22 protein-coding genes are annotated in these 22932 nt (G+C 68.0%); 13 read left to right on the top strand and 9 right to left on the bottom strand.

Features of this window, described 5'->3' with window-relative positions:
- Positions 1-83: 83 nt before the first annotated feature.
- The 6 genes from AC07WC_RS12320 to dld all read left to right on the top strand — a co-directional run bounded on the left by AC07WC_RS12320 (position 84) and on the right by dld (position 6531).
- Positions 84-542 carry an MgtC/SapB family protein gene (locus AC07WC_RS12320; protein WP_495210249.1) on the top strand — a complete coding sequence of 153 codons (459 nt, stop codon included), beginning with the start codon at positions 84-86 and terminating at the stop codon, positions 540-542.
- A complete protein-coding gene (locus AC07WC_RS12315) occupies positions 539-973 on the top strand; it encodes a VOC family protein (RefSeq protein ID WP_088433362.1) in 435 nt (144 codons plus the stop codon). The genes AC07WC_RS12320 and AC07WC_RS12315 overlap by 4 nt, the downstream gene beginning before the upstream one ends.
- 185 nt (positions 974-1158) lie before the next feature.
- A complete protein-coding gene (gene lldP / locus AC07WC_RS12310) occupies positions 1159-2817 on the top strand; it encodes an L-lactate permease (RefSeq protein WP_495210248.1) in 1659 nt (552 codons plus the stop codon).
- A gap of 67 nt (positions 2818-2884) precedes the next feature.
- A complete protein-coding gene (gene lldR / locus AC07WC_RS12305; protein ID WP_495210360.1) occupies positions 2885-3649 on the top strand; it encodes a transcriptional regulator LldR in 765 nt (254 codons plus the stop codon).
- A gap of 3 nt (positions 3650-3652) precedes the next feature.
- On the top strand, positions 3653-4813 hold the full coding sequence (gene lldD, locus AC07WC_RS12300) for an FMN-dependent L-lactate dehydrogenase LldD (protein ID WP_495210247.1): 1161 nt from the start codon (positions 3653-3655) through the stop codon (positions 4811-4813).
- Positions 4810-6531 (top strand): D-lactate dehydrogenase, encoded by a 1722-nt coding sequence (gene dld, locus AC07WC_RS12295; RefSeq protein ID WP_495210246.1) that lies wholly within the window; start codon positions 4810-4812, stop codon positions 6529-6531. Before lldD ends, dld begins: the two co-directional genes overlap by 4 nt.
- Before the next feature lie 33 nt (positions 6532-6564).
- Here the strand turns inward: dld and AC07WC_RS12290 are convergent, their stop codons facing one another.
- Positions 6565-6870 carry a hypothetical protein gene (locus AC07WC_RS12290; RefSeq protein WP_088433358.1) on the bottom strand — a complete coding sequence of 102 codons (306 nt, stop codon included), beginning with the start codon at positions 6868-6870 and terminating at the stop codon, positions 6565-6567.
- A 138-nt stretch (positions 6871-7008) separates the two neighbouring features.
- On the opposite strand from AC07WC_RS12290, the gene AC07WC_RS12285 reads away from it, so the two are divergent.
- The 5 genes from AC07WC_RS12285 to AC07WC_RS12265 all read left to right on the top strand — a co-directional run bounded on the left by AC07WC_RS12285 (position 7009) and on the right by AC07WC_RS12265 (position 10842).
- Entirely contained in the window at positions 7009-7503 is a 495-nt protein-coding gene (locus AC07WC_RS12285) for a DUF1543 domain-containing protein (RefSeq protein WP_088433357.1), read from the top strand.
- Between the two features lie 100 nt (positions 7504-7603).
- A complete protein-coding gene (locus AC07WC_RS12280) occupies positions 7604-8233 on the top strand; it encodes a decarboxylase (protein ID WP_088433356.1) in 630 nt (209 codons plus the stop codon).
- A gap of 89 nt (positions 8234-8322) precedes the next feature.
- Positions 8323-9108 (top strand): CDP-diacylglycerol diphosphatase, encoded by a 786-nt coding sequence (locus tag AC07WC_RS12275; RefSeq protein WP_495210359.1) that lies wholly within the window; start codon positions 8323-8325, stop codon positions 9106-9108.
- Positions 9105-9950 carry a hypothetical protein gene (locus AC07WC_RS12270; RefSeq protein WP_495210245.1) on the top strand — a complete coding sequence of 282 codons (846 nt, stop codon included), beginning with the start codon at positions 9105-9107 and terminating at the stop codon, positions 9948-9950. The genes AC07WC_RS12275 and AC07WC_RS12270 overlap by 4 nt, the downstream gene beginning before the upstream one ends.
- A gap of 124 nt (positions 9951-10074) precedes the next feature.
- On the top strand, positions 10075-10842 hold the full coding sequence (locus tag AC07WC_RS12265; RefSeq protein ID WP_495210244.1) for a SapC family protein: 768 nt from the start codon (positions 10075-10077) through the stop codon (positions 10840-10842).
- 76 nt (positions 10843-10918) lie between these two features.
- Here the strand turns inward: AC07WC_RS12265 and AC07WC_RS12260 are convergent, their stop codons facing one another.
- Positions 10919-11635 carry an MgtC/SapB family protein gene (locus AC07WC_RS12260; RefSeq protein WP_088433353.1) on the bottom strand — a complete coding sequence of 239 codons (717 nt, stop codon included), beginning with the start codon at positions 11633-11635 and terminating at the stop codon, positions 10919-10921.
- A gap of 164 nt (positions 11636-11799) precedes the next feature.
- Between AC07WC_RS12260 and AC07WC_RS12255 the strand changes: the two genes are divergently transcribed.
- Positions 11800-14523 carry a TonB-dependent receptor plug domain-containing protein gene (locus tag AC07WC_RS12255; RefSeq protein WP_495210243.1) on the top strand — a complete coding sequence of 908 codons (2724 nt, stop codon included), beginning with the start codon at positions 11800-11802 and terminating at the stop codon, positions 14521-14523.
- 172 nt (positions 14524-14695) lie between these two features.
- Positions 14696-15130 carry a hypothetical protein gene (locus AC07WC_RS12250; RefSeq protein WP_495210242.1) on the top strand — a complete coding sequence of 145 codons (435 nt, stop codon included), beginning with the start codon at positions 14696-14698 and terminating at the stop codon, positions 15128-15130.
- Positions 15131-15147: 17 nt separating this feature from the next.
- Here AC07WC_RS12250 and AC07WC_RS12245 read toward each other — a convergent pair whose 3' ends face one another.
- The 7 genes from AC07WC_RS12245 to AC07WC_RS12215 all read right to left on the bottom strand — a co-directional run bounded on the left by AC07WC_RS12245 (position 15148) and on the right by AC07WC_RS12215 (position 22931).
- Positions 15148-16527 (bottom strand): serine hydrolase domain-containing protein, encoded by a 1380-nt coding sequence (locus AC07WC_RS12245; RefSeq protein ID WP_495210241.1) that lies wholly within the window; start codon positions 16525-16527, stop codon positions 15148-15150.
- Positions 16528-16647: 120 nt separating this feature from the next.
- Positions 16648-17367, bottom strand: a complete 720-nt coding sequence (locus tag AC07WC_RS12240; RefSeq protein ID WP_495210240.1) for a DUF2968 domain-containing protein — start codon at positions 17365-17367, stop codon at positions 16648-16650.
- A 92-nt stretch (positions 17368-17459) separates the two neighbouring features.
- Entirely contained in the window at positions 17460-19631 is a 2172-nt protein-coding gene (locus AC07WC_RS12235) for a TadG family pilus assembly protein (RefSeq protein ID WP_495210239.1), read from the bottom strand.
- A 4-nt stretch (positions 19632-19635) separates the two neighbouring features.
- The gene (locus AC07WC_RS12230) at positions 19636-20097 is read right to left on the bottom strand and encodes a DUF3613 domain-containing protein (protein ID WP_495210238.1); all 462 of its coding nucleotides are present in this window, start codon (positions 20095-20097) and stop codon (positions 19636-19638) included.
- Positions 20094-21002 carry a tetratricopeptide repeat protein gene (locus tag AC07WC_RS12225; RefSeq protein ID WP_495210237.1) on the bottom strand — a complete coding sequence of 303 codons (909 nt, stop codon included), beginning with the start codon at positions 21000-21002 and terminating at the stop codon, positions 20094-20096. Before AC07WC_RS12225 ends, AC07WC_RS12230 begins: the two co-directional genes overlap by 4 nt.
- 5 nt (positions 21003-21007) lie before the next feature.
- Positions 21008-21958, bottom strand: a complete 951-nt coding sequence (locus tag AC07WC_RS12220; protein ID WP_495210236.1) for a type II secretion system F family protein — start codon at positions 21956-21958, stop codon at positions 21008-21010.
- 31 nt (positions 21959-21989) lie between these two features.
- Positions 21990-22931, bottom strand: a complete 942-nt coding sequence (locus tag AC07WC_RS12215; protein WP_495210235.1) for a type II secretion system F family protein — start codon at positions 22929-22931, stop codon at positions 21990-21992.
- Position 22932: the final 1 nt, after the last annotated feature.

The raw sequence follows: 22932 nt of genomic DNA, 5'->3' as shown, positions 1-22932 counted from the left end.
CTCACCCGGGCCTGCCGCTGGTTTCACGGTCCTCAGACGCCCCTCTCTGCGACGCTCCATGCATGACCGGATGAGAGATGCAGATGGGACTGGAACAAGATCTATCGATCCTGCTGCGGATTGCCGTGGCCATGCTGCTGGGCGCCACACTCGGCATCGAACGCGAGATGGGCAAGCACGCGGCCGGGTTGCGCACGCATATGCTGATCGCCGGTGCAGCCGCACTGATCGTCGGCCTCGGTGACAGCATCGCCGAACACTTCCAGGAAGAACGCTACCGCGACCTGCTGCAGGTCGATCCGGTGCGTCTGATCGAAGCGGTGGTGGCCTGTGTCGGCTTCGTCGCCGCCGGCACGATCCTGCGGGGGTCGCGCGATGACCAGGTCAGCGGCTTGACCACCGCCAGCTCGCTGATCATGGCGGCGGCGATTGGTATCGCGGTCGGCATCGGCGAGTACGTGATCGCCGTCGGCGTGAGTGTGCTGTGCCTGGTCGTGCTGGTGGTGTTCAGCCGTATCGCCAAGAAACTGGAGCCGTCATGAGCAGCGAACGTCCCTTCGAGATCCAGCGCATCGACCATGTGGTCCTGCGCGTGCAGGATCTGCCGCGCGCCGTGCGCTTCTACTGTGATGTCCTGGGCTGCACGGTCGCCCGCGAGCGGCCTTCGCTGGGCATGGTGCATCTGCATGCCGGTGAGTCGCTGATCGACCTGATCAGCGTGGACGGCCCTTTGGGAATCAAAGGCGGCGCGGCGCCCGGGCGGGAAGGGCGCAATGTCGAGCATGTCTGCCTGCGCGTGGAGCCGTTCGATGCCGAGCAGGTGCGCGCGCATCTGCAGGGCTGCCAGGTGGAGCTCAGTGGGCCGGCCGAACGCAATTACGGCGCGGAGGGCGACGGTCTGTCGCTGCGCCTGCGCGATCCGGACGGCAACTCGGTGGAACTCAAAGGCCGCTCCAGTGACTGCGGTTGCTAAGTGGTAGTACCAATAAACGAGCCTAGACCTATGGTCTAATAGGCTCGCCTTGCGTTTGGCGTTTCAATGCGGGCAGTTTCAACCGGTCCTTCTATTATTGGTAATACCAATAATGCCGGTTGAGCGTTCTCGGCTCGCGCGGTGCTGTCCGCGCGGCCCCCTGTCCGTCTTGATGAGATCCGCCGATGCAGGCCTGGCAACAACTGTATGACCCCGCTGGCAACCTCTGGCTGTCCAGCCTGATCGCGCTGCTGCCGATCGCCTTCTTCTTCGTCGCGTTGGCCGTACTGCGCATGAAGGGCTGGCTGGCCGGCACGATCACCGTGGCGATCGCGTTGGCGGTGGCCCTGTTGTTCTACCGGATGCCGCTGTCGCAGGCATTCGCCGCGGCCGGCTATGGCTTCGTCTACGGCTTGTGGCCCATCGCCTGGATCATCCTGGGCGCGGTGTTCCTGTACAAGGTCTCGGTCAAGACCGGGCAGTTCGACATCATCCGCGCCTCGATCCTGTCGGTCACCGAAGACCAGCGTCTGCAAATGCTGATGGTCGGCTTTGCGTTCGGAGCGTTCCTGGAAGGGGCGGCCGGCTTCGGCGCGCCGGTGGCGATCACCGCCGCGCTGCTGGTCGGGCTGGGATTCAAGCCGCTGTATGCGGCCGGCCTGTGCCTGATCGTCAACACCGCGCCGGTGGCGTTCGGCGCGATGGGCATTCCGATCATCGTGGCCGGGCAGGTGACCGGGCTGGATGCGTTTGAGATCGGGCAGATGGCCGGGCGCCAGCTGCCGTTCCTGACCCTCATCGTGCTGTTCTGGATCATGGCGATCATGGATGGCTGGCGCGGGGTCAAGGAGACCTGGCCGGCGGTGCTGGTGGCCGGCGGTTCGTTCGCGATCGCGCAGTACCTGACCTCCAACTTCATCGGCCCGGAGCTGCCGGACATCACCGCCTCGCTGGCCTCGCTGGTGTGCCTGACCCTGTTCCTGCGCAGGTGGAAGCCGGTGCGGATCTTCCGCTTCGATACCGAGACCAGCGCTGAAGCCGCCGCCCAGGCACTGGAGGCCCCGCGCTATTCCACCGGCCAGATCGTCAAGGCGTGGTCGCCGTTCCTGATCCTGACCGCGATGGTTACGATCTGGAGCATCCCGCCGTTCAAGGCGCTGTTCGCCGCCGGCGGCGCGCTGGAGCATTGGGTGCTGAAGATTCCGGTGCCGTCGCTGGATCAGCTGGTGCAGAAGATGCCGCCGATCGTGCCGGTCCCGACCGGGTACGAGGCGGTCTACAAGTTCGATGCGGTGTCGGCCACCGGCACGGCGATCATGCTGGGCGCGGTGATCGCGATCGTGCTGCTGAAGATGCGCCCGGCCGCGGCGCTGCGCACCTTCGGCGAAACCGCCAACGAGCTGAAAGTGCCGATCTACTCCATCGGCATGGTGCTGGCGTTTGCCTTCATCGCCAATTATTCGGGGTTGTCGGCCACGCTGGCGCTGGCCCTGGCGCATACCGGCAAGGCCTTCACCTTCTTCTCGCCGTTCCTGGGCTGGCTGGGCGTGTTCCTGACCGGTTCGGACACTTCGTCCAACGCGCTGTTCTCGGCGCTGCAGGCGACCACGGCACAGCAGATCGGCGTGTCCGAGGTGCTGCTGGTCGCGGCCAATACCACCGGCGGGGTGACCGGCAAGATGATCTCGCCGCAGTCGATCGCCATCGCCTGCGCGGCGGTCGGCCTGGCCGGCAAGGAATCGGACCTGTTCCGCTTCACGGTCAAGCACAGTCTGATCTTCACCGTGATGGTCGGCATCATCACCACGGTGCAGGCCTACTGGCTGACCTGGATGATTCCCTGAGCCCATGCGCGGCAGTCCTGCCACCGGCATCGACCCCATCGCCCGCCACGCGGGCGACAATGGCGGCATGAAGAACGAACGCCTGTCCGACAAGGTGGCCGCGCAGTTGCGTGGCCTGATCCGTGAGCAGCGCCTGCAGCCGGGCGACCGCCTGCCGGCCGAGCGACCGCTGGCGGTGCAGCTGGGGGTCTCGCGCACGGCGCTGCGCGAAGCGATCGCGCAGCTGGCCAGCCAGGGCCTGCTGAGCGCGCGCGTCGGCGGCGGCACCTACGTGAGCGGGCCGGCGGCCCGGGCCCGGCAGACCATCGATGAGCCGTTGATGCCGTACCTGCCGCTGTTCCAGGGCGACCCGGAGTATCGCTTCGACGTGCTGGAGATCCGCCACGCGCTGGAAGGGGCGACCGCCTGGCATGCGGCGCTGCGCGCCACCGACGAAGACCGCGCGAAGATCCGCCAGGCCTTCGACACCATGATGGCCGCGCATGGCAAGGACGATCCGGCCGGCGAAGCGCAGGCCGATGCCGCCTTCCACCTGGCCATCGCCGAGGCCTCGCACAACCTGGTGCTGCTGCAGGTCATGCGCGGCCTGTTCGAGCTGCTGCAGACCAACATCTCGCAGAGCCGCGAAAAGCTCTATACCTCCGCCCGCACCTTCGAGCCGCTGTCCGTCCAGCACCGCGAGATGATGGATGGCGTGCTCTCCGGCGACCCCGAACGCGCGCGTGCCGCCGCGCACGCGCACCTGGAATTCGTGCACACCTCCCTGCGCACGCTCGACGACAACGAAGCCCGGCGCGCACGTGCGTCGCGGCTTCCTTCTTCCCACGGTTGACCCATGATCATTTCCGCCTCCACCGATTACCGCGCAGCGGCACAACGCCGCCTGCCGCCGTTCCTGTTCCACTACATCGATGGCGGCGCGTATGCCGAGCACACCCTGAAGCGAAACGTCGCGGACCTGTCGGAGATCGCGCTGCGCCAGCGCATCCTGCGCAACATGTCCGATCTGAGCCTGGAAACGGAGCTGTTCGGTGAGCGCCTGGCGATGCCGGTGGCGCTGGCACCGGTCGGGCTGACCGGCATGTATGCGCGCCGCGGTGAAGTGCAGGCGGCACGGGCGGCGGCCAGTCGCGGCATTCCGTTCACGCTGTCCACCGTGTCGGTCTGCCCGATCGAGGAGGTGGCCCCGGCCATCGATCGGCCGATGTGGTTCCAGCTGTATGTGCTCAAGGACCGCGGTTTCATGCGCAATGCGCTGGAACGTGCCAAGGCGGCCGGCGTGACCACCCTGGTGTTCACCGTGGACATGCCCACGCCGGGCGCGCGCTATCGCGATGCGCACTCGGGCATGAGCGGCCCGAACGCCCCGGCCCGGCGCATGCTGCAGGCGGTGACGCATCCACGCTGGGCGTGGGACGTGGGCCTGTTCGGCCGGCCGCACGATCTGGGCAACATCTCCACCTACCGAGGCAGTCCGACCGGCCTGGCCGACTATATCGGCTGGCTGGGCAACAACTTCGATCCGTCCATTTCCTGGAAAGACCTGGAGTGGATCCGCGAGTTCTGGGACGGCCCGATGGTGATCAAGGGCATCCTCGATCCGGACGATGCGCGCGACGCCGTGCGCTTCGGGGCCGACGGCATCGTGGTCTCCAACCATGGCGGGCGGCAGCTGGACGGCGTGCTGTCCACCGCGCGGGCGTTGCCGGCGATCGCCGATGCGGTGAAGGGTGAACTGAAGATCCTGGCCGACTCGGGCATCCGCAACGGCCTGGACGTGGTCCGCATGGTCGCCCTTGGCGCGGACAGCGTGCTGCTCGGCCGCGCCTTCGTCTATGCGCTCGCCGCGCAGGGCGAGGCCGGCGTGGCCAATCTGCTGGACCTGATGGCGAAGGAAATGCGCGTGGCGATGACGCTCACCGGCGCGAAGACCATCGCCGACATCAGCCGCGATTCGCTGGTGGACGCCACCCGTCGCTTCGCGGTCGCCCCGTGACCGGCGCGGGTGCGAACAGCGCTTCGCTGCTGACGCAGCTGCGCGCGATCGTCGGCGATGCGCACGTGCTGTGCGGCGATAAACCGACCCGGCGCTTCCGCAAGGGCTACCGCTTCGGCGACGGGCCGGTGCTGGCGGTGGTCCGCCCAGGCACGCTGCTCGAACAGTGGCGCGCCCTGCAGGCCATCGTGGCGGCCAACGCCATCGTGATCATGCAGGCCGCCAACACCGGCCTCACCGGCGGCTCCACGCCCGATGGTGCCGACTATGACCGCCCGGTGGTGATCCTCAACACGCTGCGCCTGACCGGCGTGCAACTGATCAACGCGGGGCGCCAGGTGGTCTGCCTGCCGGGCGCCACGCTGGATCGACTGGAGAAGGTGCTGGCCCCGCTGGACCGCGAACCGCACTCGGTGATCGGCTCGTCGTGCATCGGCGCCTCGGTGCTGGGCGGCGTCTGCAACAACTCCGGCGGCTCGCTGGTCCGCCGCGGACCGGCCTATACCGAGATGGCGCTGTTCGCCCAGGTCGATGCCGACGGGCAGCTGCAGCTGGTCAATCATCTCGGCATCGCGCTGGGCGACACCCCCGAACAGATCCTGGAGCGGCTGCAGCGGGGTGAGTACGCGCTCACCGACGTCGACAACGACAACAACCGCGCCGGCTCCGATCCGCGCTATGCCGAGCAGGTGCGCGAGGTCGATGCGGACACCCCGGCCCGCTACAACGCCGATCCCTCGCGCCACTACGAAGCCTCCGGCTCGGCCGGCAAGCTCGCGGTGTTCGCGGTGCGGCTGGACACCTTCGCGCGCGAGCCGGGTGAGGTGTTCTACATCGGCAGCAACGCGATGGAGGATCTGACCGCGATCCGCCGCCATCTGCTGACCGCGTTCGAGCGCCTGCCGATCTCCGGCGAGTACCTGCACCGGGAGGCGTATGACATCGGCGAACGTTACGGCAAGGACACTTTCCTGCTGATCGACCGCTTCGGCACGGCCCGGGTGCCGGCGGCATTCGCGCTGAAGAGCCGCGTCGATGGCTGGTTCGAAAGCCTCGGCCTGCGCGGTGTCACCGACCGGGCGATCCAGGCAGTGATGCGCTGTCTGCCGGGTCACCTGCCGACGCGCATGGGCCAGTTCCGTGACCGTTACGAGCACCACCTGCTGCTCAAGGTATCGGCGGTGGATGTCGCGGCAACCGAGACCTTCCTGCGCACTCATTTCGCCGACGGCGAGGGCGACTTCTTCCAGTGCACGGCCGAGGAGGGACGCAAGGCATTCCTGCATCGCTTTGCGGTGGCGGGCGCGGCCGTGCGGTATCGCGAGGTGCACCGGCGCGAGGTCGAGGACATCGTGGCCCTGGACGTGGCACTACGGCGCGATGACCGCGCGTGGGTGGAACACCTGCCGGCGGAACTCGACGCACGCTTGGCCGGAAAGTTGTACTACGGGCACTTCCTGTGTCACGTGTTCCATCAGGACTACATCGTGCGCAAGGGCGAGGATCCGCTGGCCATCGAGCACGCGATGTGGGCGTTGCTGGACGCGCGCGGTGCGGAGTATCCGGCCGAGCACAACGTGGGCCATCTGTACCCGGCCAAGCCGCCGTTGGCGGCGTTCTACCAGCAGCTCGATCCCAGCAATACGTTCAACCCGGGCATCGGCCAGACCGCGAAGACGCGCGGATGGGGCAGCTGCGACTGCACCCACCCCGGGTAGCCCCACCGCATGGGTGGCGGTGCCGGCGGGGAATCACTCGCAGCGAACGGCGGTGATCACGTTGTCCTTGTCGATGAACACGCGCAGGCGATCCTGGCGCAGGTCCCGGGTGGTGATCGTGGCCGGGCCGATCGGGTTGATCAGGCCGGCGCCGCTCTGCAGCAGCAACTTGCGCATGTTGGTTTCGTCGGCCGGCTGGCCGATGGCCCAGCCCAGGGCGTCGGCCTTGCACAGGCCCGGCCCGTTGATCTCCGGCCCCGGCGTGCTGACACAGGCTGCCAGCGAGAGGGTGCCGACCAGTGTGATTGCGGCGAGGGAATAACGGAAAAGGGATGCCATCGGGTCGCTCCTGCGGGGTCAGGCGCCGACCATACCACCGCGGTGTGCATCGGCGCGTAGTGAGCACGCCGCGACCGTTCGACGCAGTGCCAGCGCTACACTGACGCACTCTCAGATCGGCCAGGCCGGGAGTCGCAGGTGCTGCACGTGTTCATGCTGGGCGGGCGCCATGCCCGCGCCCGGATCGAGGTCCATGATGTGGCCTTCGCCAACGTCGATGCCATCGAAGAGGCCTACCCGCAGCTGCGCCAGGACTGGTTCGGTGAGCGTAAAGGGCTGCATGTAGATGGCTGGCTCGCCGTGGATGGGGTGGAGGAGTACCAGGTGCGCTTCGGCGAGGTCGCCCCGGCAGAGGGGGCGCCGCGGCTCTATTTTCTCAATCTCGGCGGGTATGCCGCCGGCGCGCTGGGCGAGGCGCATGACTATCAACTGCTGGTCGCCACCGATGCCGACGCCGCCAAGCGCAAGGCCAAGGCCCTGCGTGATGCCAGCTGGTTCAAGCCGCATACCGATGCCCTGCTGGAGGTGGATGACTGCATCGCCATCGACCAGGTCGGTGGACGCCACGTGCAGCTTGAGCGCGGTGAGCACCGCGGGATCACCCTGGTCAGTGACTACATCGTGATCGGCTGAGCGGCGCCGATTGCCCGCGGCCCTGCCCCTGGCGCATAGTGTCGCGGTCTTGTGAGGTCCGGCGCTGTCGCCGCGACAGGTCAACCAACGGAAGTAACGCATGCACAGCAGGAAGATCACGGCCGCATTGATCGTGACACTGGGAATGACGATGGCGGGCAACGCGGCGGCGGCCGAGCCGGATGCGCCGGTGTTCGGTGGCTGGCGCAACCTGCATTCGGCCAGTGGCGCCGAGCCGGTCCTGAGGAACCAGCCGTTTGCGATCCTGCCGCGCGAGGTGGCCAAGGGCGAGCGCTTCGCGATCCTGGACCGCGAGAACAAGCAGGCGGTGTGCTGCCTGGTGGTGGACAGTGACCGCCTCGATGCGATCGCGCTGGAAACCAGCTACCGGCTGCCGGGGGTCTGGATCGCCGATCTGCTCGGCAACGAAGATTACAACCGCCGCCACGGCGACCCGCACGTGTTTGCGATGAAGCGCGAGGGCGACCTGGTCGACCACGTCTTCTCGCAGGAAGGGGGCGGCTACAGCGACCTCGGCGGCCTGCTGCTGCCGGCCGGTGCAGCGCTGGATGCGGGTGGCAGCAGCATCAAGTACGGCACCACGACCTACCGTCTGCAGGTGCAGTCGCAGCGTTTCGCCGATGACAACGGCGCACTGGACCGTTACACCCTGCAGCCGCCGGCACCGGCCGCGCCGGTGGTGGTCGAGGTGCCCTACAGCACCTACTGACACGGAAGCGACAGAACCGGCACGGTACAATCGCGCCCCCCCACCGGCCGTGCCTGCTGGGCCCGCATCCTTGTCCGAGCCTGTCCGTGATCGCCCGATTCTCCCTGTCCTGTGCGCTGCTGCTGTTGGCCGCCTGCGCCACGCCGGCCCGGCCGCCGGCCAAACCGCCTGCCAATCCAGACGCCCTGTGGGGCATCATCCAGCGCGACTGCGCCGACGCTGCCGCCCCCCGCGGCAGCTGCCTGGCGGTATCCGCCGCGGCGCAGCGACGCGATGTCCTGCTCAAGGATTCGTACGGGCACTACCAGTTCCTGGTGTTGCCGCTGGACCGGGTCTCGGGGATTGAAAGCCCCGCATTGCTGCGCGCCGGTGCACCGAACTACTTCGCCGCGGCCTGGGCTGCCCGCAGCCACACCGAGCAGGCGCTCGGCCGTGCCCTGCCGCGCGACGTGGCCAGTCTGGCACTGAACTCGCCGCATGGACGTTCCCAGCACCAGTTGCACATCCACGTGGATTGCCTGCGCGCGGATGTCCTGGCCCAGCTGCGTCGGATGCAGCCGGTCATCGGTGCCAACTGGCAGCCGCTGCCGGAGCCGCTGCGGGGGCATGCCTATCTCGCCCGCCAGTTGCCGGGTGCCGAGCTCACCGCGAACCCGGTGCGTCTGCTGGCCGCCCATCTGGCCGATCCGGCCGATCTCGGCAACTGGTCGCTGGTGGTGGCCGGGCAGACAGACCCCTCTGGCGCGCCCGGTTTCGTGTTGCTGGCCACCCGCTTGGACCTGGCGGCGGGCAACAAAGCCAGCGGTGAGGAGCTGCAGGATCATGCCTGCGCCGTGCTGACCGGTGCGGCCGGCCCGCTGGACGGCGTGCTGTGAGGCGTGCCCGCGGCTGGGCCGTACTGATCGCGCTGCCTGCGCTGTGCTGGGCGGCGGATGACCCGGGCGCAGGCTGGCAGGATGTGTCCGGCAATCGGTTGATCGCCCTCTCCGCGGCGCCCGCAGGGGACGGCGAGGCAGCCGGTGAGCAGACGTTCGACCCGCGCTGGTACTGCAGCGCGGACCAGCACTGGTGCGTGCGTGCGCAGGCGGGTGACGACGAGGACCGGGCGGTGCTGATCCTGCGTGAGCGCAGCGCGGGCAGGGACATCTCACGCCACCAGCTCGTGCTGGACATCGGCAACGCCGATGGCGGCCTGCTGCCCTGGCCGGCCCTGATCGAACTGGGGCCGGCCGCAGGGGGCGGCGTGCTGATCGGTCTGGATGTCCAGGCCCGCACGGCATACTCCGGTGGCGGCGCCAGCGTGACCGAGCGGGTGGTGGCGCGGGTGATGCCGGGGGCGGACGCCGTCAGCGCCGGTACCGGTGAGGTGCTGCGGCTCCCGGTGCAGGGGCACGCCAGCATCCGCGCCTGCTTCAGCGAACGCGACATGGATCTGCGTGCCGGGGCCTGCCACGACGACTACGGGTTCGATGCAGCGCTCACCCTGGATCCGATGGGCGAGGGCATGCCGGTGCTGCGCTACCAGACCCATGCCAGCCGGTTTCCATCGTTTGCCTCGCGCAACCAGGACTCGCTCGCGCATGGCCGGGTGAAACAGTCGGACCTGCGCACCGTGTCGGATCCGGCCTGCACGTACCAGCGTGTCTACCGCTTCCGGGACGGCGCCTACTTTGCCGATCAGCCATTGCCGGACTGCAGCGAATTCACCGAACTGTAATCGGCGCGGGAATCCAACCGGCGATTGCAACAAACACCCTGGACGTCACACGCTATAGTGGCTGTTCCATGCGGTTCCCGCTTTCGCGCCCGGGATGACTGGCGCGTCGTATCCGACTTAATCCATGACTGCTGAAACCACGACTCCGCCCGCCGCTGCGCCGTCCCAGGCCACCGGTCCGCTGTTCTACCAAGCGCCCGTGCCGCTGCGCTCGGATCTGCACGCCGCCTGGCGCCTGGTGCCCGACACCGCGCATTTCGCTGCGGATACCAACGCGATCCCCGCCGTGATCGGCGAGTTCGGCTCGCTGGCCCAGCACTACCCGATCATTTTCACCGGGCAGGACGCGATGCCGCTGGTCGCCGTCGGCCTGGCCCAGCGCAACCTGTTCGTTGCCGATGGGGTGTGGGACGAACAGAGCTACGTGCCGGCGTACGTGCGCCGCTACCCGTTCGTGTTCATGCAGGCCGGTGAGCAGGACGAGTACGTGCTCGCGCTGGACTCGGCCGCCAGGCAGGTCAACCAGGGCCAGAGCGAGGACGGCGTGCCGCTGTTCCAGGATGGCAAGGCGACCGAGATCGTCGACAACGCGATGCGCTTCTGCGGCGATTACACCCGCGAGCATGATCAGACCCGCCGCTTCACGGCTGCCCTGATCGAGAACGACCTGCTGATCGACCGCAACATCGACGTCACCCTGGCCGATGGCCGGCAGATGTCGATCAACGGCTTCCAGGTCGTGGACGTGGAAAAGTTCGCCGCGCTGCCGGACGCCACCGTCGTGGCCTGGCACCGCAGTGGCTGGCTGGCGCTGGTCCATCATCACCTGAGCTCGCTGGCACGTTTCAGCACACTGGTGAGCCGCCAGAGCGCGCTGCCTGCCGACGCCTGAGTCCAGGCGCACGTGCAATGACGAAAACGGCGGCCGCAGGGCCGCCGTTTTTCGTTGTTCGGGGGCAGGGGGGTGCTCAGTCGCGGGTGCTGACTTCCCAGTTGGCATGCACCACACCGGGCTGACGCTGCAGGCGCGCGATCACGGCATCGAGCTCGTCGGCACTGACGGCGGTGCTGACCAGGATCGCCACCAGTTCGACCGGGCCGTCGCCGTGCTCGATCACCTGCACGTCGCTGACCGGGTACTGCGCGGCTTCCAGCGCGTCCACCAGGCGCTCGCGCGCCAAGGGTGTGGCGGCAGGGTCCACGCTCAGGCGGACCTCGTAGGTGGCTTCGGAGGCGGCCTCGTTGATCGGAATGCGGTTGATCGCGTTGACCAGCGGCCGCAGCAGCGTGTTGCCGGCGATGATCAGCACCGTCAGCAGCGCGCCCTCGGCCAACATGTCCGCACCGGTGCAGGCGCCGACCGCCGCCGAACACCACAAGGTGGCCGCGGTGTTCAGGCCGCGCACGTTCATGCCCTCCTTCATGATCACACCGGCGCCGAGGAAGCCGACCCCGGAGACCACGTAGGAGATCACCCGCACGGCTTCGGCGCTGCCGGCGATGCGCATGCCCAGATCCACGAAGGCGGCCGCGCCGACTGCCACCAGTACATTGGTGCGCAACCCGGCGGTGCGCTGGCGGTACTGCCGTTCCGCGCCGATCAGGGTGCCGAGCACGAACGCGGCCACCAGGCTGACCACGGTGTCCAGGAAGGGATACAGCTCGAAGGTCTGGATGAAGCGCATGCGGAGTCCTTGCAGGGCAGGGCTTAGGCGAAATCCCGATAAGCATATCCCGGCCGGTCATTTCCCCCTTTTCTGCCTGTTCAGCAGAATCACGGTCCCTCCCTCACTACGCTCTGGCACGGACCTGTCCGCGCCGGGACGTACCTCTTTTACCGGAAGTCTGCATGTCTGTGCTGTATCGCCCGCTGCGTCGGCGGGCCTTGGTTCTGTCGTTGTTGCCCCTGCTCGGCGCAGGGGCTGTCGTCCACGCCGCCGATGCGCCCACCCAGCTCGATGCGGTCACGGTCACCGGCTCGCGCATTCCCCGCGCCAGTGTGGAAGGACCGTCCCCGGTGACCGTGATCACCCAGGAACAGATCGAGGCGCAGGGCTACCGCAGCGCCTTCGAAGCGCTCAGCGCACTGACCGAGAACACCGGCAATGTGCAGGGTGAGGACTTCGGCAATACGTTCACCCCCGCCGCCAACACCATCAACCTGCGCGGCCTCGGCCCCAACCGCACCCTGGTGCTGGTCAACGGTCGCCGCCAGTCGGATTACCCGCTGGCCTATGAAGGCTCGGTCAATGTGGTCAACCTGGCCAACATTCCCAGTGCGCTGATCGACCGGATCGAAGTGCTGGCCGGTGGTGCCTCGGCCGTGTACGGCTCCGATGCGATCGCCGGCGTGGTCAACATCTTCCTGAAGAAGACCTATGACGGCGTCGGCATCAATGTCCGCGCCGGTACCACCGAACAGGGCGGCGGCGACAACCAGCGCCTGCAGGCGGTCGGCGGTGGCTCGGGCGAGCAGTGGGATGCGATCTTCGGCCTGGAGATCGCCAACCGCAAGGCGATCTACGGCTCGCAGCGCGACTTCATGGACTCGCTGACCGATGACCCGCGCGGCGTGGATCCGCTGGCGACGGCCGTGGCGTATCGCCGCAACGCCTCCACCAACAATTACATCGACCCCGGTGCCGAGGGCTGCGACGCCGCCGGCACGCTGTACGGCGGCAGTGTGTTCCGCGCGCAGAACCCGCGCCAGGGCTGGTACTGCGGCAGCAACGAAGCTGCGCCCGCGTTCTGGACCGTGCAGACCGAGAAGCGCAACATCGATGCCTACAGCGCGGTGACCTGGCGTTTGAATGATCGCCAGGAGCTGTTCGCGGATGCGGCCATCGGCACCGCGCGCATCTACAACAACACCCGCGCACCGAGCTGGACCTCTTCGCGCAACTATTTCTACAACCAGAACAGCGGTCAGCTGGAAAGCTGGTACCGGCGTTTCGCGCCGGAAGAGATCGGCGGCGTGCAGCGCAACGCCAACCGCTTCCTTGAGCAGTCGTGGTCCTTCAACGTCGGCGCCCGCGGCAGCATCGGCAGCTCGGACTGGGACTACGAAGCGGCCTACAGTCGCTCGCGCTATGAAAACAGGACGCAGCGCCCCGGGCTGCTGGTCGGCATCAATGAGTACCTGCTCGGCCCGCAGCTCGGCACCCGCAATGGCGTGGAGGTCTACGCGCCGGATCCGTCGCGCCTGTACCTGCCACTGACGCCGGGCGAGTACGAGGGCCTGTCGGACCGCTACGAAAGCCGCAACGCTGCCTGGCTGCAGACCGCCAGCATCAGCGTCAACGGCCAGCTGTTCGATCTGCCCGGTGGCCGTGCCGCGCTGGCAGCCGTCGTCGAAGCCGGCAGCCAGGGCTACAGCAACCGCCCGGACCCGGCCTTGGCGCAGGGGGTGTTCTGGAACCTCAACGCCGGCATTCCCGCCGGTGGCGAGCGTGACCGTTACGCGGCCGGCGTGGAACTGCAGCTGCCGTTGCTGGAGCGTCTGACCGCGACCGTCGCCGGCCGCTATGACCAGTACCGTGCCGCCGGTGACCACCTGGGCAAGGCGACCTGGAGCACCGGCCTGGAGTTCCGTCCGTTCGATACGCTGCTGCTGCGCGCCAGTGCGGCGACCAGCTTCCGTGCGCCGGACATGAACTACGTGTTCGCCACCGAAACGCGCGGCTACAACCCCGGCATGACCGACTACTGGCGCTGCCGCAGTGCGGGGCAGGCATACGATGACTGCGACTTCAGCGGGCTGGCGATCGACTACACCAGTGGCGCCAACCCACAACTGCAGCCGGAAACCGCTACGTCCTACGGTCTGGGCTTCGTGTGGTCGCCGTCGGCCAACCTGGACTTCACCGCCGACTACTACGACATCCGCATCGACGACGAGGTCACCAACCTGGATGCCACCCGCATCCTCAAGGACGAAGCGGATTGCCGCCTTGGCCAGACCGTGGGTGGCGACGCACGTGACATCGGCTCGGCACAATGCCAGGACGCGTTGCGTCGCGTGATCCGCAATCCGGCCGACGCCGCCGTGCAGCCCAACCAGGTGGTGCGCGTGCTGATCAATCCGATCAACGCCGCCTCCGAAACCGTGCGCGGCATCGACCTGAAGTCGAACCTGCGCTGGGACGCGGGCCGCTATGGCCGCTTCTCGGCCCGCGTCGCTTACTCGCTGGTGATCGATCACAGCTACCGCCAGTTCGCCGGCGATGGGGTGCAGGACCAGCGCAATTCGCTGGATTCCTACCAGTGGCGCAGCAAGGTCAACGGCAGCGTGACCTGGGCGATCAATGACTGGACCGCCACCCTGTACGGCATGCGCTACGGCTCCTTGCCGAAGACAGATGGCAGCGGCCGCATCGCCCCGTACATGACCTACAACGCCAGCCTGTACCGCAAGCTCAACGACAACGCCACGCTCGGCCTGATCGTCAACAACCTGCGCGACAGCCGCCCGCCGGCGGACAAGAACGGCGGGGGCTGGCCGTTCTATCCGGTCGGCAACTACGACCCCTACGGCCGCCAGCTGTGGCTGGAGTTCGACTACCGCTTCCTGTGACGCCCTCGCGGGCCCGGCAATGCCGGGCCCGCTGCGTTGTCGTAGCACCTGGGTAGGGCGTGGCAGTGATTCCCTGTCAGCGGTATGCGCATCGCGTCCTCACTGTGCGGCGGGTCACGGCAGCGCCACCCGCCTCTGCAACATGCTGGGCGCCTCTGGACGGAGCGATGCGATGCCTGCGTGGTGGCTGACCCTGATGATGAGCGCCACAGCGGTGGATCTGCCGCCGCGACAGGTGCATACCTGCCTGTTCGACGGCGCGCGTCATTATCAGTCCACCCCGTGCGAGGGACGCACCGAGCGCATCCGCGAGATGGCGCCGCCCATCGATACCTGGGCCAATGACATCCATATCGAGTCGGTGCGGCAGGAACTCCAGGCCAAGCGGCGTGCTGAGGCTGCGCCCGCGCGACAGAAGCGTCCGCAGCGACGGAGTGTCCGCCCGACGCCCGCGATCCGGGGGGCGGTCATCTCCGTGCATGCCGATCCCGCCCGTTGCGCCGCCGCGCGACGCCAGCGCGAGACGACCTACCGGAAGGCGGGCGGCCGGCCGAGCCTGGCGCTCAGCCGGCGAATGGATGACCTGGTGCACGATGCGTGCCGGTAGTCGGCCGCCAGGCACACTCAGGGCTGCGTCATCAGATATCGCGCCACGGCATCGAAGGCGGGCAGGGTGGTCGGGTCGTTGGCGCTGTTGCCGGCGATGGGGTGCGAGCCGAACCGCGCGATCACCACGCGTGCGGTGGGATCAATGTACAGCGCCTGGCCATGCACCCCGCGCGCCATGTAGGCGCCATGGTCATTGTGGGAGATCCACCACATGCCGCGATAGCTCCAGCCCGGCAGCTGCGCGTAATCGGCCCTGGCGAAGGCCTGTTTGTTGCCGCCGGCCCGGATACGGGCGATCGCGGCGGCGGGCACGATGGGCTGGCCGTCGACCCTGCCGTCGTCGAGCAGCAGCTGGCCGACGCGGGCCAGATCGCGCAGGCCGGCATTGAAGCCGCCGCCCGCGAAGGGCGTGCCGGTGGAATCAACGGTGTAGTACGCGTCCTGTTCGGCGCCAAGGCGTTGCCAGATCCGCGATTGCAGCAACTGTGCAACCGACTGCCCCGTACGCCGGGCGATGATCCAGCCCAGCGCGTCCGTGTTGATCGTCTTGTAACCGAACGCCTCGCCGTGGCGGCCCTGCTTCTGCACGGTCTTCAGGTAATCGTAGTAGCTGCGTGGGCCGGTGTAGCCGGGCGCCGGCGGCAGGGTGCTGCCCGCAGCGGAGTACTGCCACACCTCGGCATTGGGATCGGCGTAGTCTTCGCTGTAGCGCAGCGCCGTGGTCATCTCCAGCACCTGCCTGACCGTGGCGTCGCCGAACGCACTGTCCTTCAACTCGGGAACGATCGCGCTGACGCGCTGGGTTTCATCGATCACACCTTCGGCGACCAGCATCTCGCCGAGCAGGCCCGTGATCGATTTGGTGACGGACATCGCGCCATGCTGGCCGTGCTCGTCCAGGCAGCCGCTGTAGCGCTCGTAGACCACCACACCGTCATGCAGCACCACGATGCCGTCGGTGTAGTTGGCCGACAGCGACTGTGCCCAGGTCATCTGGCTGTTGGTGCCGCTGGGCGTGAACGACAGCGCATCGATCGTGGCATCCAGCCTGCGCGGCAGCGCACGGGCGGCGCCGGGTCCCCGGCTGACCCCGAGGGTGGGCATCAGCTGACGGAAATGGCAGGCCGTCCAGCGCAGCTTGGGGAAGCTGAAATAATCGTCATCCGTGTAACGGATGCGCTTGTCTTCCGGGGGCGGTGCGCCCTGCATCCAGCCCAGCAGCTTTGGATCGGATGCTTCCGCCGACAGCGGCGGCGCGGTGGGCGAGGTCGGGGCGGCAGTGGCGGCGCCCGGCAGGGCGAGCATCGCGACCAGGGCCGCGGCCAGCCCGGCGCGCGATGACGCCAGGGCGGCGCGCCACCGGAACGGGGCGATACGGGGACGTGGGGCGGGCATGGTGCACTCCTTGCTGATGCGCAGTACGTCTGCACAGCCAAGGGTACTGCACCGGAAAGAGAGACGGCGCCCTCGGCGCCGTCGGTGACGTGCCCTGCCAGGGCAGGGCGCGCGATGCCGTTACGGGTTGCCGGGGTTTCCCTGCGTCGCCGGATCCGGCGTGGCCGTCTCGGCCGAGGGCAGCGACAGTGCCGGATTCAACTGCTGGGCCTGCAACGTCTGGATGCGCTGGTTGAGCGCGTCCAGTTCGCTGTGGCTGCTGCGCAGGTCGGTGCTCAGGCTGACTGCCTGCTGCTTGGCCTGTTCCAGCGAAGCGCTGACCTGCAGCGACTGCTGGCGCTGGAGTTCCGCTTCCTGCTGCAGGCTGCGCAGCCGCTCCTCGTTGTAGGCGACCAGATTTTCGGTATAGCGCTTGCCGGCCTGCAGGCGGGTGGTGTCGATGTACACCTGGGCCAGTTGCTCGGTCTGTTCGACGAAGGTGCGGTAGACCTTCTCGGCGTTGTCGACCGAATCGGTCTTTATCACGCGCCAGAAGTCCTTCTCGTGGAACAGCGCGACGTAGTAGTTGAGCGTGCTGGTATTGAACAGCAGGCTGGCACCGTAACTGCCGTTGTACGTGGTGCGCAGCTCGGTGAGCTGCTTGGAATCGACCAGCTGGCGCAGTTCGTCCACCGTATTGCGGACCACCGGTGCCGGGCGCGCGGCGGCGTCCGCGGCCGGCTCGGCACGCGGCGCGCGCGCGGCCAGGGCCTGCGGAACGACACTCAACGTCAGCAGCAACACAATCCCACCGGTCAGCGCGTGCGTGACGATGGAACCAACCCCTTTTCTCTCTCGCATATTCAGGCCATCCACGAGTGGATCATCAGTGAAGTAAAGTCCCCGCCGCAGTCTAGCACGCACCATCGCGCTGTCCGCACGCCTTGGCCGCGTCAATAAACCAGCTGCGCCGGGGTGCACTGGATGGACTGCATGTGCACGTCGGTCCGGCCCAGCTCCAGCCCGAGAACCTGGGCCAGGGTCTGCGAGAGCAGGGTGCCGACGCCATTGAGCAGCGGCTTGAGCGTCTCCAGCACCGGGGTCAGCGCCAGGCACAGCAGACCGCTGCAGCGGACCTGGTCGGTGCCCGGATCGGTCACTCCGCTCCCGCCGGCGAGGTCCTGCAGGCCACCCGGCCGGGTCTGCATGTAGGACGCCAGGTTGGATTTGACGCAGTTGTTGTAGTTGAGCAGGGTGCTGAGCAGGCTGTTGCAGCGGTTGACGACCAGGCCGCCAAGCAGAGAGCCGACCAGGCCACTCAGCGCCCCCATGCCCTCGCCGGTGACCGTGGCGTTGTACCCGTCCCATACCGAGCCGGTACGGTGACAGGTAGTGAGATAGATCGGCGGACACGCGAACGGCACGCCACCGGGTACATCCCAGTCGCCGAGCGCACCGATGCCACGCACCGGATCACCATGGCGCAGCAGCTCGATGGTCTTCTTGGCATCGTAGAACCCGTTGCCGGGATTGGCCGCCTTCAGGTACTGGTCCGCCAGGCGATCGGCCGTGGCGGCATCGGTGCTGCCCTGCCTGCCCGGGGTGACCACGTTGCTCAGCACGCGCAGCAGTTCGCTCACCAGGTTGGAGACGGCCGTGCCGACCTGGGCCTGGTTGAAGTAAGTGGAAGCGGTCTCTCCGGCAGCCAGGGTCAGGCTCTCATCGCGGGTCAGCGCATTGAGGGAAATCTTGTCGGTGACCAGCGGCGCGCCCAGCAGGGTGAGAAGCTGCTCGTTCTGCAGCCCGGCGTCGCACACGTTGCGCTGCGAGAACTCGTTGGCAGCATCGACGCGGCCGACGCAGGCGCGCAGCAGGGAGGACTGCACCCGCACCGTCGCGGTTGGCGGGGTGGCGCCGCAGTTGAGTGCGTCCAGTGTGCCCATCGCGTTGGTCACATCGGCGTAGATCGGCAGGTTGAGGCGGATCCCCAGCCCGCTCAGCACGGGTCCCAGCAGCGCCAGGCCGCCGGTATCGATGTTGATCTTCAGCCGCACCTGCGCGTTGTAGGCTCGGGTGCCGACGCCGCCGATGGCGATGGACGGCGGTTCGATGATCGCCGCGCGGGTCTGCACCAGGCCCAGGATGTTGAGATTGTTGACCGCTACGCCGTTGCCACCGCTGGCGATGCTGATGCTGGTGGTGATCAGGTCCAGCGCGTTGACGTCGGCCTGCAGCGCTGGCGAGGCGGGCCCTTCGGATGCGACGATGCGCGCGAACAGCCCGCCCGCGGTATCGGTGCTGCCAAGCCGGACTTTGAGTTGATCGAGATCGAGCTTCGCCGCGAGCGCATTGCGCAGTGCGCTCAGATCCACGTTGGCGACACCACTGTTGGTCAGCACGGTGGCCGTGGCATCCAGCAGTTGCCCGAGCGAGACCCGGTTGGCGGCCAGCAGTGCGTTGAATTCGGCGACACCGATGTTCGCCTTGACCGGAATACCCAGCGCCTGCAGCAGGCCGCCCGGGGTGACCTTCGCCTGCGCCAGGCCGTCATAGCCGAGCAGGGTGGTCCGGTCCAGGTTGACGCCCACCAGGTTGAGCACGTTGCCCAACGGCGTGTTGCCATTGACCCGCAGCAACTGCGAGCCCACCGAGAACACCGCCATCGGCGGCGCACGGGTGGCCACCGCCTGCGCGCGGACGGTGGGCAGGCGTGTGTTCTGCCCGAAGAACGGCACCACCGGACGGGTCGCGACCACTTTGACGGCATTGAGCGGGTTGGCCGCGTCGGGGGTCATGCTGAAATGATCGTCGCCGCCGCGCGCGGGATTCCAGTTCCCGCACTGGATCACCAAGGTGCCGGAGAAGCTGTTGTCCCGCTCTGCATTGCTGCGGGCGGCGCCATTGTCCTTGAGGTCGACCCTGCACAGGTCCAGGCGCTGCGCGCCGGCGACGGCGGCCAGGTCGACCACCTTCTGCGCATCGCGCTTGGCCCAGTACAGGTAGCCCACTTCCACCAGGCCGAGCATCCCGACCAGGCCGAGCAGGACCAGCATCATGGTGATCGACATCCCGCCGCGCAGCTGCCGCCGGGATGGTCGGGGCGCGCGGGCGCTGGACTGGTGCATGGCATCAACCTCCGTCGTTGGAACCGCCTACGTCCTTTTTCACACTGGTCTTGAGGAACTCGGGAATTTCGTGTTCGAAGCTCTTGAGGTAGCGCGCATAGCTCGCGGCGGCCTGGTCGCCGAGGATCGGCAGGCGCGCCCCGGCATGGGTGCCCTGGGCCTGCAGGCGCAGCAGGTCACGGGTGGTCTGGCCGATCTCGCTGCGTGGTGGCGGTGCAGGAGGCGTATAGCGCTGGGGGGCCCCGGCCTCCGTGTATGCCGGCGCGCGATCCATGTAGGCCGGGACAGGCGCAGGGCTCGCTGTCGCCGGCAGCGTCGTGGTGGTGACCGGCGGGGCCTGCTGTCCGCCGAGCATCTGCCCGGTGAGCGGTGCCTGCTGCGCCATCGCGGGCAGCGCCACTGCTGCCAGCAGCCACAGCAGGCCAACGTGCAGGAACGTAACGGGCAGGCGACGCAACTGGTTCATGGCGTGGTCTCGCTGGCAGGAGGGGACGTGCTGAAGCGTTCGAGCATCGACGGCGCCAGGCGCGCATCGGCACGCGTGCGGTGATCGGTATCGACGGCGACCCTGCGTTGCGCCGGGCGCCCGGCAGCGGCGCGCGGTGCAGGCATGGCGTCGGCGTAGGGTGCGGTGGCCGCCGTCGCGACGCTGGCGGGTGCACGCTGCACCGACGGCGCCGGGGCTGCCTGCTGGCGCAGCTGCTCTGCCAGCCGACGGACTTCAGCCTGCGCGCTGTCGGTCAGGCGCGCGTTGCGCATGATGGTCTCGGCCATGTCGTTCTGGCCGCGCAGCAGCGCCCAGACCGCCAGGTTGGCGTTGGCCTTGGCGCTGCCGGGCGACAGTTCGGCGGCTTTGGCCAGCGGCTCCTGCGCACGGGTCCAGTCGCCGGCGCGCAGCCGGGCGAAGCCCAGATCGCCGAGGTAGCCGGTGTTCAATGGCTGCAGCTGCACCGCCTTCGCCAGTGCCTGCTCGGCGCGTGCCGCGTCGCCATCGCGGGCGGCGATCAGGCCGATTCCGTGCCATGCCGCGGCGGCCTGCGGGCCACTGGTGAGGCTGCCGTACAGGGTCAGCGCTGCTTCGCGCTGCCCGGTTTCGCGCAGCGCGTCGGCATTCAACAGGCGAAGCTGCGGGCTGTCGCCATAGCGCTGGCGATACGCTTCCACATGCGCCAGCGAGGCGTAGTACGCACCCTGCTGCTGCATCTTGGAGATCAGTTCGACGTAGAGCTGCTTGTCGTCCTGCGGCGCCACCTCGGGCGACGCCAGTGCCATCGGGTCCTGTCGGTAGCCGTTGCGCACGTTCGAACAGGCCGCGCAGAGGGCAGTCGCGGCGAGCAGCAGGCAAAGGCGGGAGAGCACGGCGTGGCGCATGGCGTTCAATCCAGTTTGGTCAGGGCGGAGGCGAGGGCGATGATGGCCGGACCGGCCAACACCAGCATCAGCGCCGGCAACAACGTCAACATCATCACCACGGTCATCTTCACCGAGAGCTTGCCGACCTTCTCCTTGAGGGTGGACCGGCGCTGTTCGCGCAGGCGGATGCTGAACTGGCGCAGCGGCTCCTGCACCGCACCGCCATGCGCATGTACCTGCAGGATGAGCTGCACCAGGCTGCGCAGGTCTTCGTCATCGAACGACTCGCCCAGCCGGCGCAGCGACTGTTCGCGGCTGCGCCCGTGCATGTAGGCGATGTTGGCCTGGTGGATTTCCCGGCCGAGCACCGGGATGGCGTTGCGCAGTTTGTCGCCCAGGGTCTGCAGGCTCTGGTCCATGCTGAAGCCCACGCCCTGCAGCAGGCGCAGCAGGTCGATCAGCAGCGGCAGTTCGGCCGAGACCTGTTTGCGCAGGCGCATCGCCCAGGCACGCAGGGCGAACTTGGGCAGCAGGATGCCGAAGGCCAGCGCAGCGAAGATCACCATCGCGCGGCTGAAGCCGGTGCTGTGGTTGAACGCCAGCACCAGCACCAGGGTGGCCACGGCGATCAGCAACCGCAGGGCCAGGAAGATCGCGGTCCCAGCGTTGGTGTTCCAGCCGGCCTGGTCGAGCAGCAACCGGTCTTCCGGTGTCAGCAGCGCTGCCTCGATGCGGCCCCCATTGAAGCGCTGGCCGAGCGCGGCGATCGCGGTGAGCCAGCGCTGGCGCAGGCTGACCGGTGCTTGCGGGGTCGGGGCGGGGGCGCCGGCCATGTCGCGCGGCCGCAGCGCCGCCTGCAATGCGTCCTGGTGACGTTGCTGGCGTCCGCTCAGCACCCAGCCGCGCAGCCCGAGCAGGGCCACGCCCGCGGCGAGGACCAACAACGTGGCGATCCACCAGCCGTTACTGGTCATGCGGACTCCCGGTGGAGGTTGGGGCGGACGCTCATATCGACTTGGCCAGGCGGTACAGCAGGAAGCCGCCGATCAGTTCCAGCCCCAGCGCCCATAGCAACAGCTTGTGGCCAAGCGGCTCGTGGATGATCGGCTGGAAGAAATCCGGACTGGTGATCGCCATCAGCACCGCGCTGATCGGCGGCAGCAGGCCCAGTACCCAGGCCGACATGCGGGTCTCGGAGGTGGTGGCCATCAGTTCCTGCTGCGCCTGGTCGAGGTCGCGCATGAAATCGGCCATGCGCTGCAGGATCTGATCGGCGCGGCCGCCGATGCGGACACTCACGCCGAGGACCACCGACAGTACGTTCAGGGCCTCCAGCCGATACGGCTGGGCGGCCTGTGCCACGGCACGGTCCAGGTCCAGGCCGCTGCGCGTGTAGGACAGCGTGGCATCGAGCAGGCCACGCAGCGGCATCGGCATCTGCGCGGCGGAGGTCTGGAATGCCATCTGCAGGCTGTTGCCGAGGCCGGCCAGGCGCACCAGATTGTCGAGGAAATCCGGCAGCTGGCGCAGCAGTTTGGCCTGCAGCCGGTTGATCCGCCGCGAGACCCAGAACCAGGCGGCCAGTGCACTCAGCACCAGCACGATCGGCGCGGCCCAGGCCGTACCGAGCCGCGCACTGGCGATCCATGCCAGCAGCATTGCGGCAGCGATGATCAGCAGCGGTACCCGCCAGCCGGTGGGCAGCGCGGCGCGCCGCATCAGCGCGTCCCAGGGCAGGCCCGCGGGCGCAGTGGCCACCGGCATCGGCAGGATCGGGGTGTCGCTGATTCCGGCCAGGCGCGGCGCGGTGTCCGGTCGCGCCAGCCGTTGTTCGGCATGCTGCAGCGACAGCCGGCGCTGTTCGCGCGCGGCCGCGCCACCCCACAGCTCCACGGCCAGCGCTACCAGTATCAGCGCCGCACTGCACAGGAGCAGGACGAAGGCCATG

This window comes from Stenotrophomonas sp. GW821-FHT01H02A, from assembly GCF_059422145.1.
Note: the sequence above shows the minus strand (reverse complement) of the source record. Positions and strands in the feature narration are given on the sequence as shown.

What these genes read in the sequence shown, in the direction of transcription:
- AC07WC_RS12320 (WP_495210249.1), top strand. Translation starts at nt 84, where the DNA reads ATGGGACTGGAACAAGATCTATCGATCCTGCTGCGGATTGCCGTGGCC.
- AC07WC_RS12315 (WP_088433362.1), top strand. Translation starts at nt 539, where the DNA reads ATGAGCAGCGAACGTCCCTTCGAGATCCAGCGCATCGACCATGTGGTC.
- lldP (WP_495210248.1), top strand. Translation starts at nt 1,159, where the DNA reads ATGCAGGCCTGGCAACAACTGTATGACCCCGCTGGCAACCTCTGGCTG.
- lldR (WP_495210360.1), top strand. Translation starts at nt 2,885, where the DNA reads ATGAAGAACGAACGCCTGTCCGACAAGGTGGCCGCGCAGTTGCGTGGC.
- lldD (WP_495210247.1), top strand. Translation starts at nt 3,653, where the DNA reads ATGATCATTTCCGCCTCCACCGATTACCGCGCAGCGGCACAACGCCGC.
- AC07WC_RS12290 (WP_088433358.1), bottom strand. Translation starts at nt 6,870, where the DNA reads ATGGCATCCCTTTTCCGTTATTCCCTCGCCGCAATCACACTGGTCGGC.
- AC07WC_RS12280 (WP_088433356.1), top strand. Translation starts at nt 7,604, where the DNA reads ATGCACAGCAGGAAGATCACGGCCGCATTGATCGTGACACTGGGAATG.
- AC07WC_RS12265 (WP_495210244.1), top strand. Translation starts at nt 10,075, where the DNA reads ATGACTGCTGAAACCACGACTCCGCCCGCCGCTGCGCCGTCCCAGGCC.
- AC07WC_RS12260 (WP_088433353.1), bottom strand. Translation starts at nt 11,635, where the DNA reads ATGCGCTTCATCCAGACCTTCGAGCTGTATCCCTTCCTGGACACCGTG.
- AC07WC_RS12255 (WP_495210243.1), top strand. Translation starts at nt 11,800, where the DNA reads ATGTCTGTGCTGTATCGCCCGCTGCGTCGGCGGGCCTTGGTTCTGTCG.
- AC07WC_RS12250 (WP_495210242.1), top strand. Translation starts at nt 14,696, where the DNA reads ATGCCTGCGTGGTGGCTGACCCTGATGATGAGCGCCACAGCGGTGGAT.
- AC07WC_RS12245 (WP_495210241.1), bottom strand. Translation starts at nt 16,527, where the DNA reads ATGCCCGCCCCACGTCCCCGTATCGCCCCGTTCCGGTGGCGCGCCGCC.
- AC07WC_RS12240 (WP_495210240.1), bottom strand. Translation starts at nt 17,367, where the DNA reads ATGCGAGAGAGAAAAGGGGTTGGTTCCATCGTCACGCACGCGCTGACC.
- AC07WC_RS12235 (WP_495210239.1), bottom strand. Translation starts at nt 19,631, where the DNA reads ATGCACCAGTCCAGCGCCCGCGCGCCCCGACCATCCCGGCGGCAGCTG.
- AC07WC_RS12230 (WP_495210238.1), bottom strand. Translation starts at nt 20,097, where the DNA reads ATGAACCAGTTGCGTCGCCTGCCCGTTACGTTCCTGCACGTTGGCCTG.
- AC07WC_RS12225 (WP_495210237.1), bottom strand. Translation starts at nt 21,002, where the DNA reads ATGCGCCACGCCGTGCTCTCCCGCCTTTGCCTGCTGCTCGCCGCGACT.
- AC07WC_RS12220 (WP_495210236.1), bottom strand. Translation starts at nt 21,958, where the DNA reads ATGACCAGTAACGGCTGGTGGATCGCCACGTTGTTGGTCCTCGCCGCG.
- AC07WC_RS12215 (WP_495210235.1), bottom strand. Translation starts at nt 22,931, where the DNA reads ATGGCCTTCGTCCTGCTCCTGTGCAGTGCGGCGCTGATACTGGTAGCG.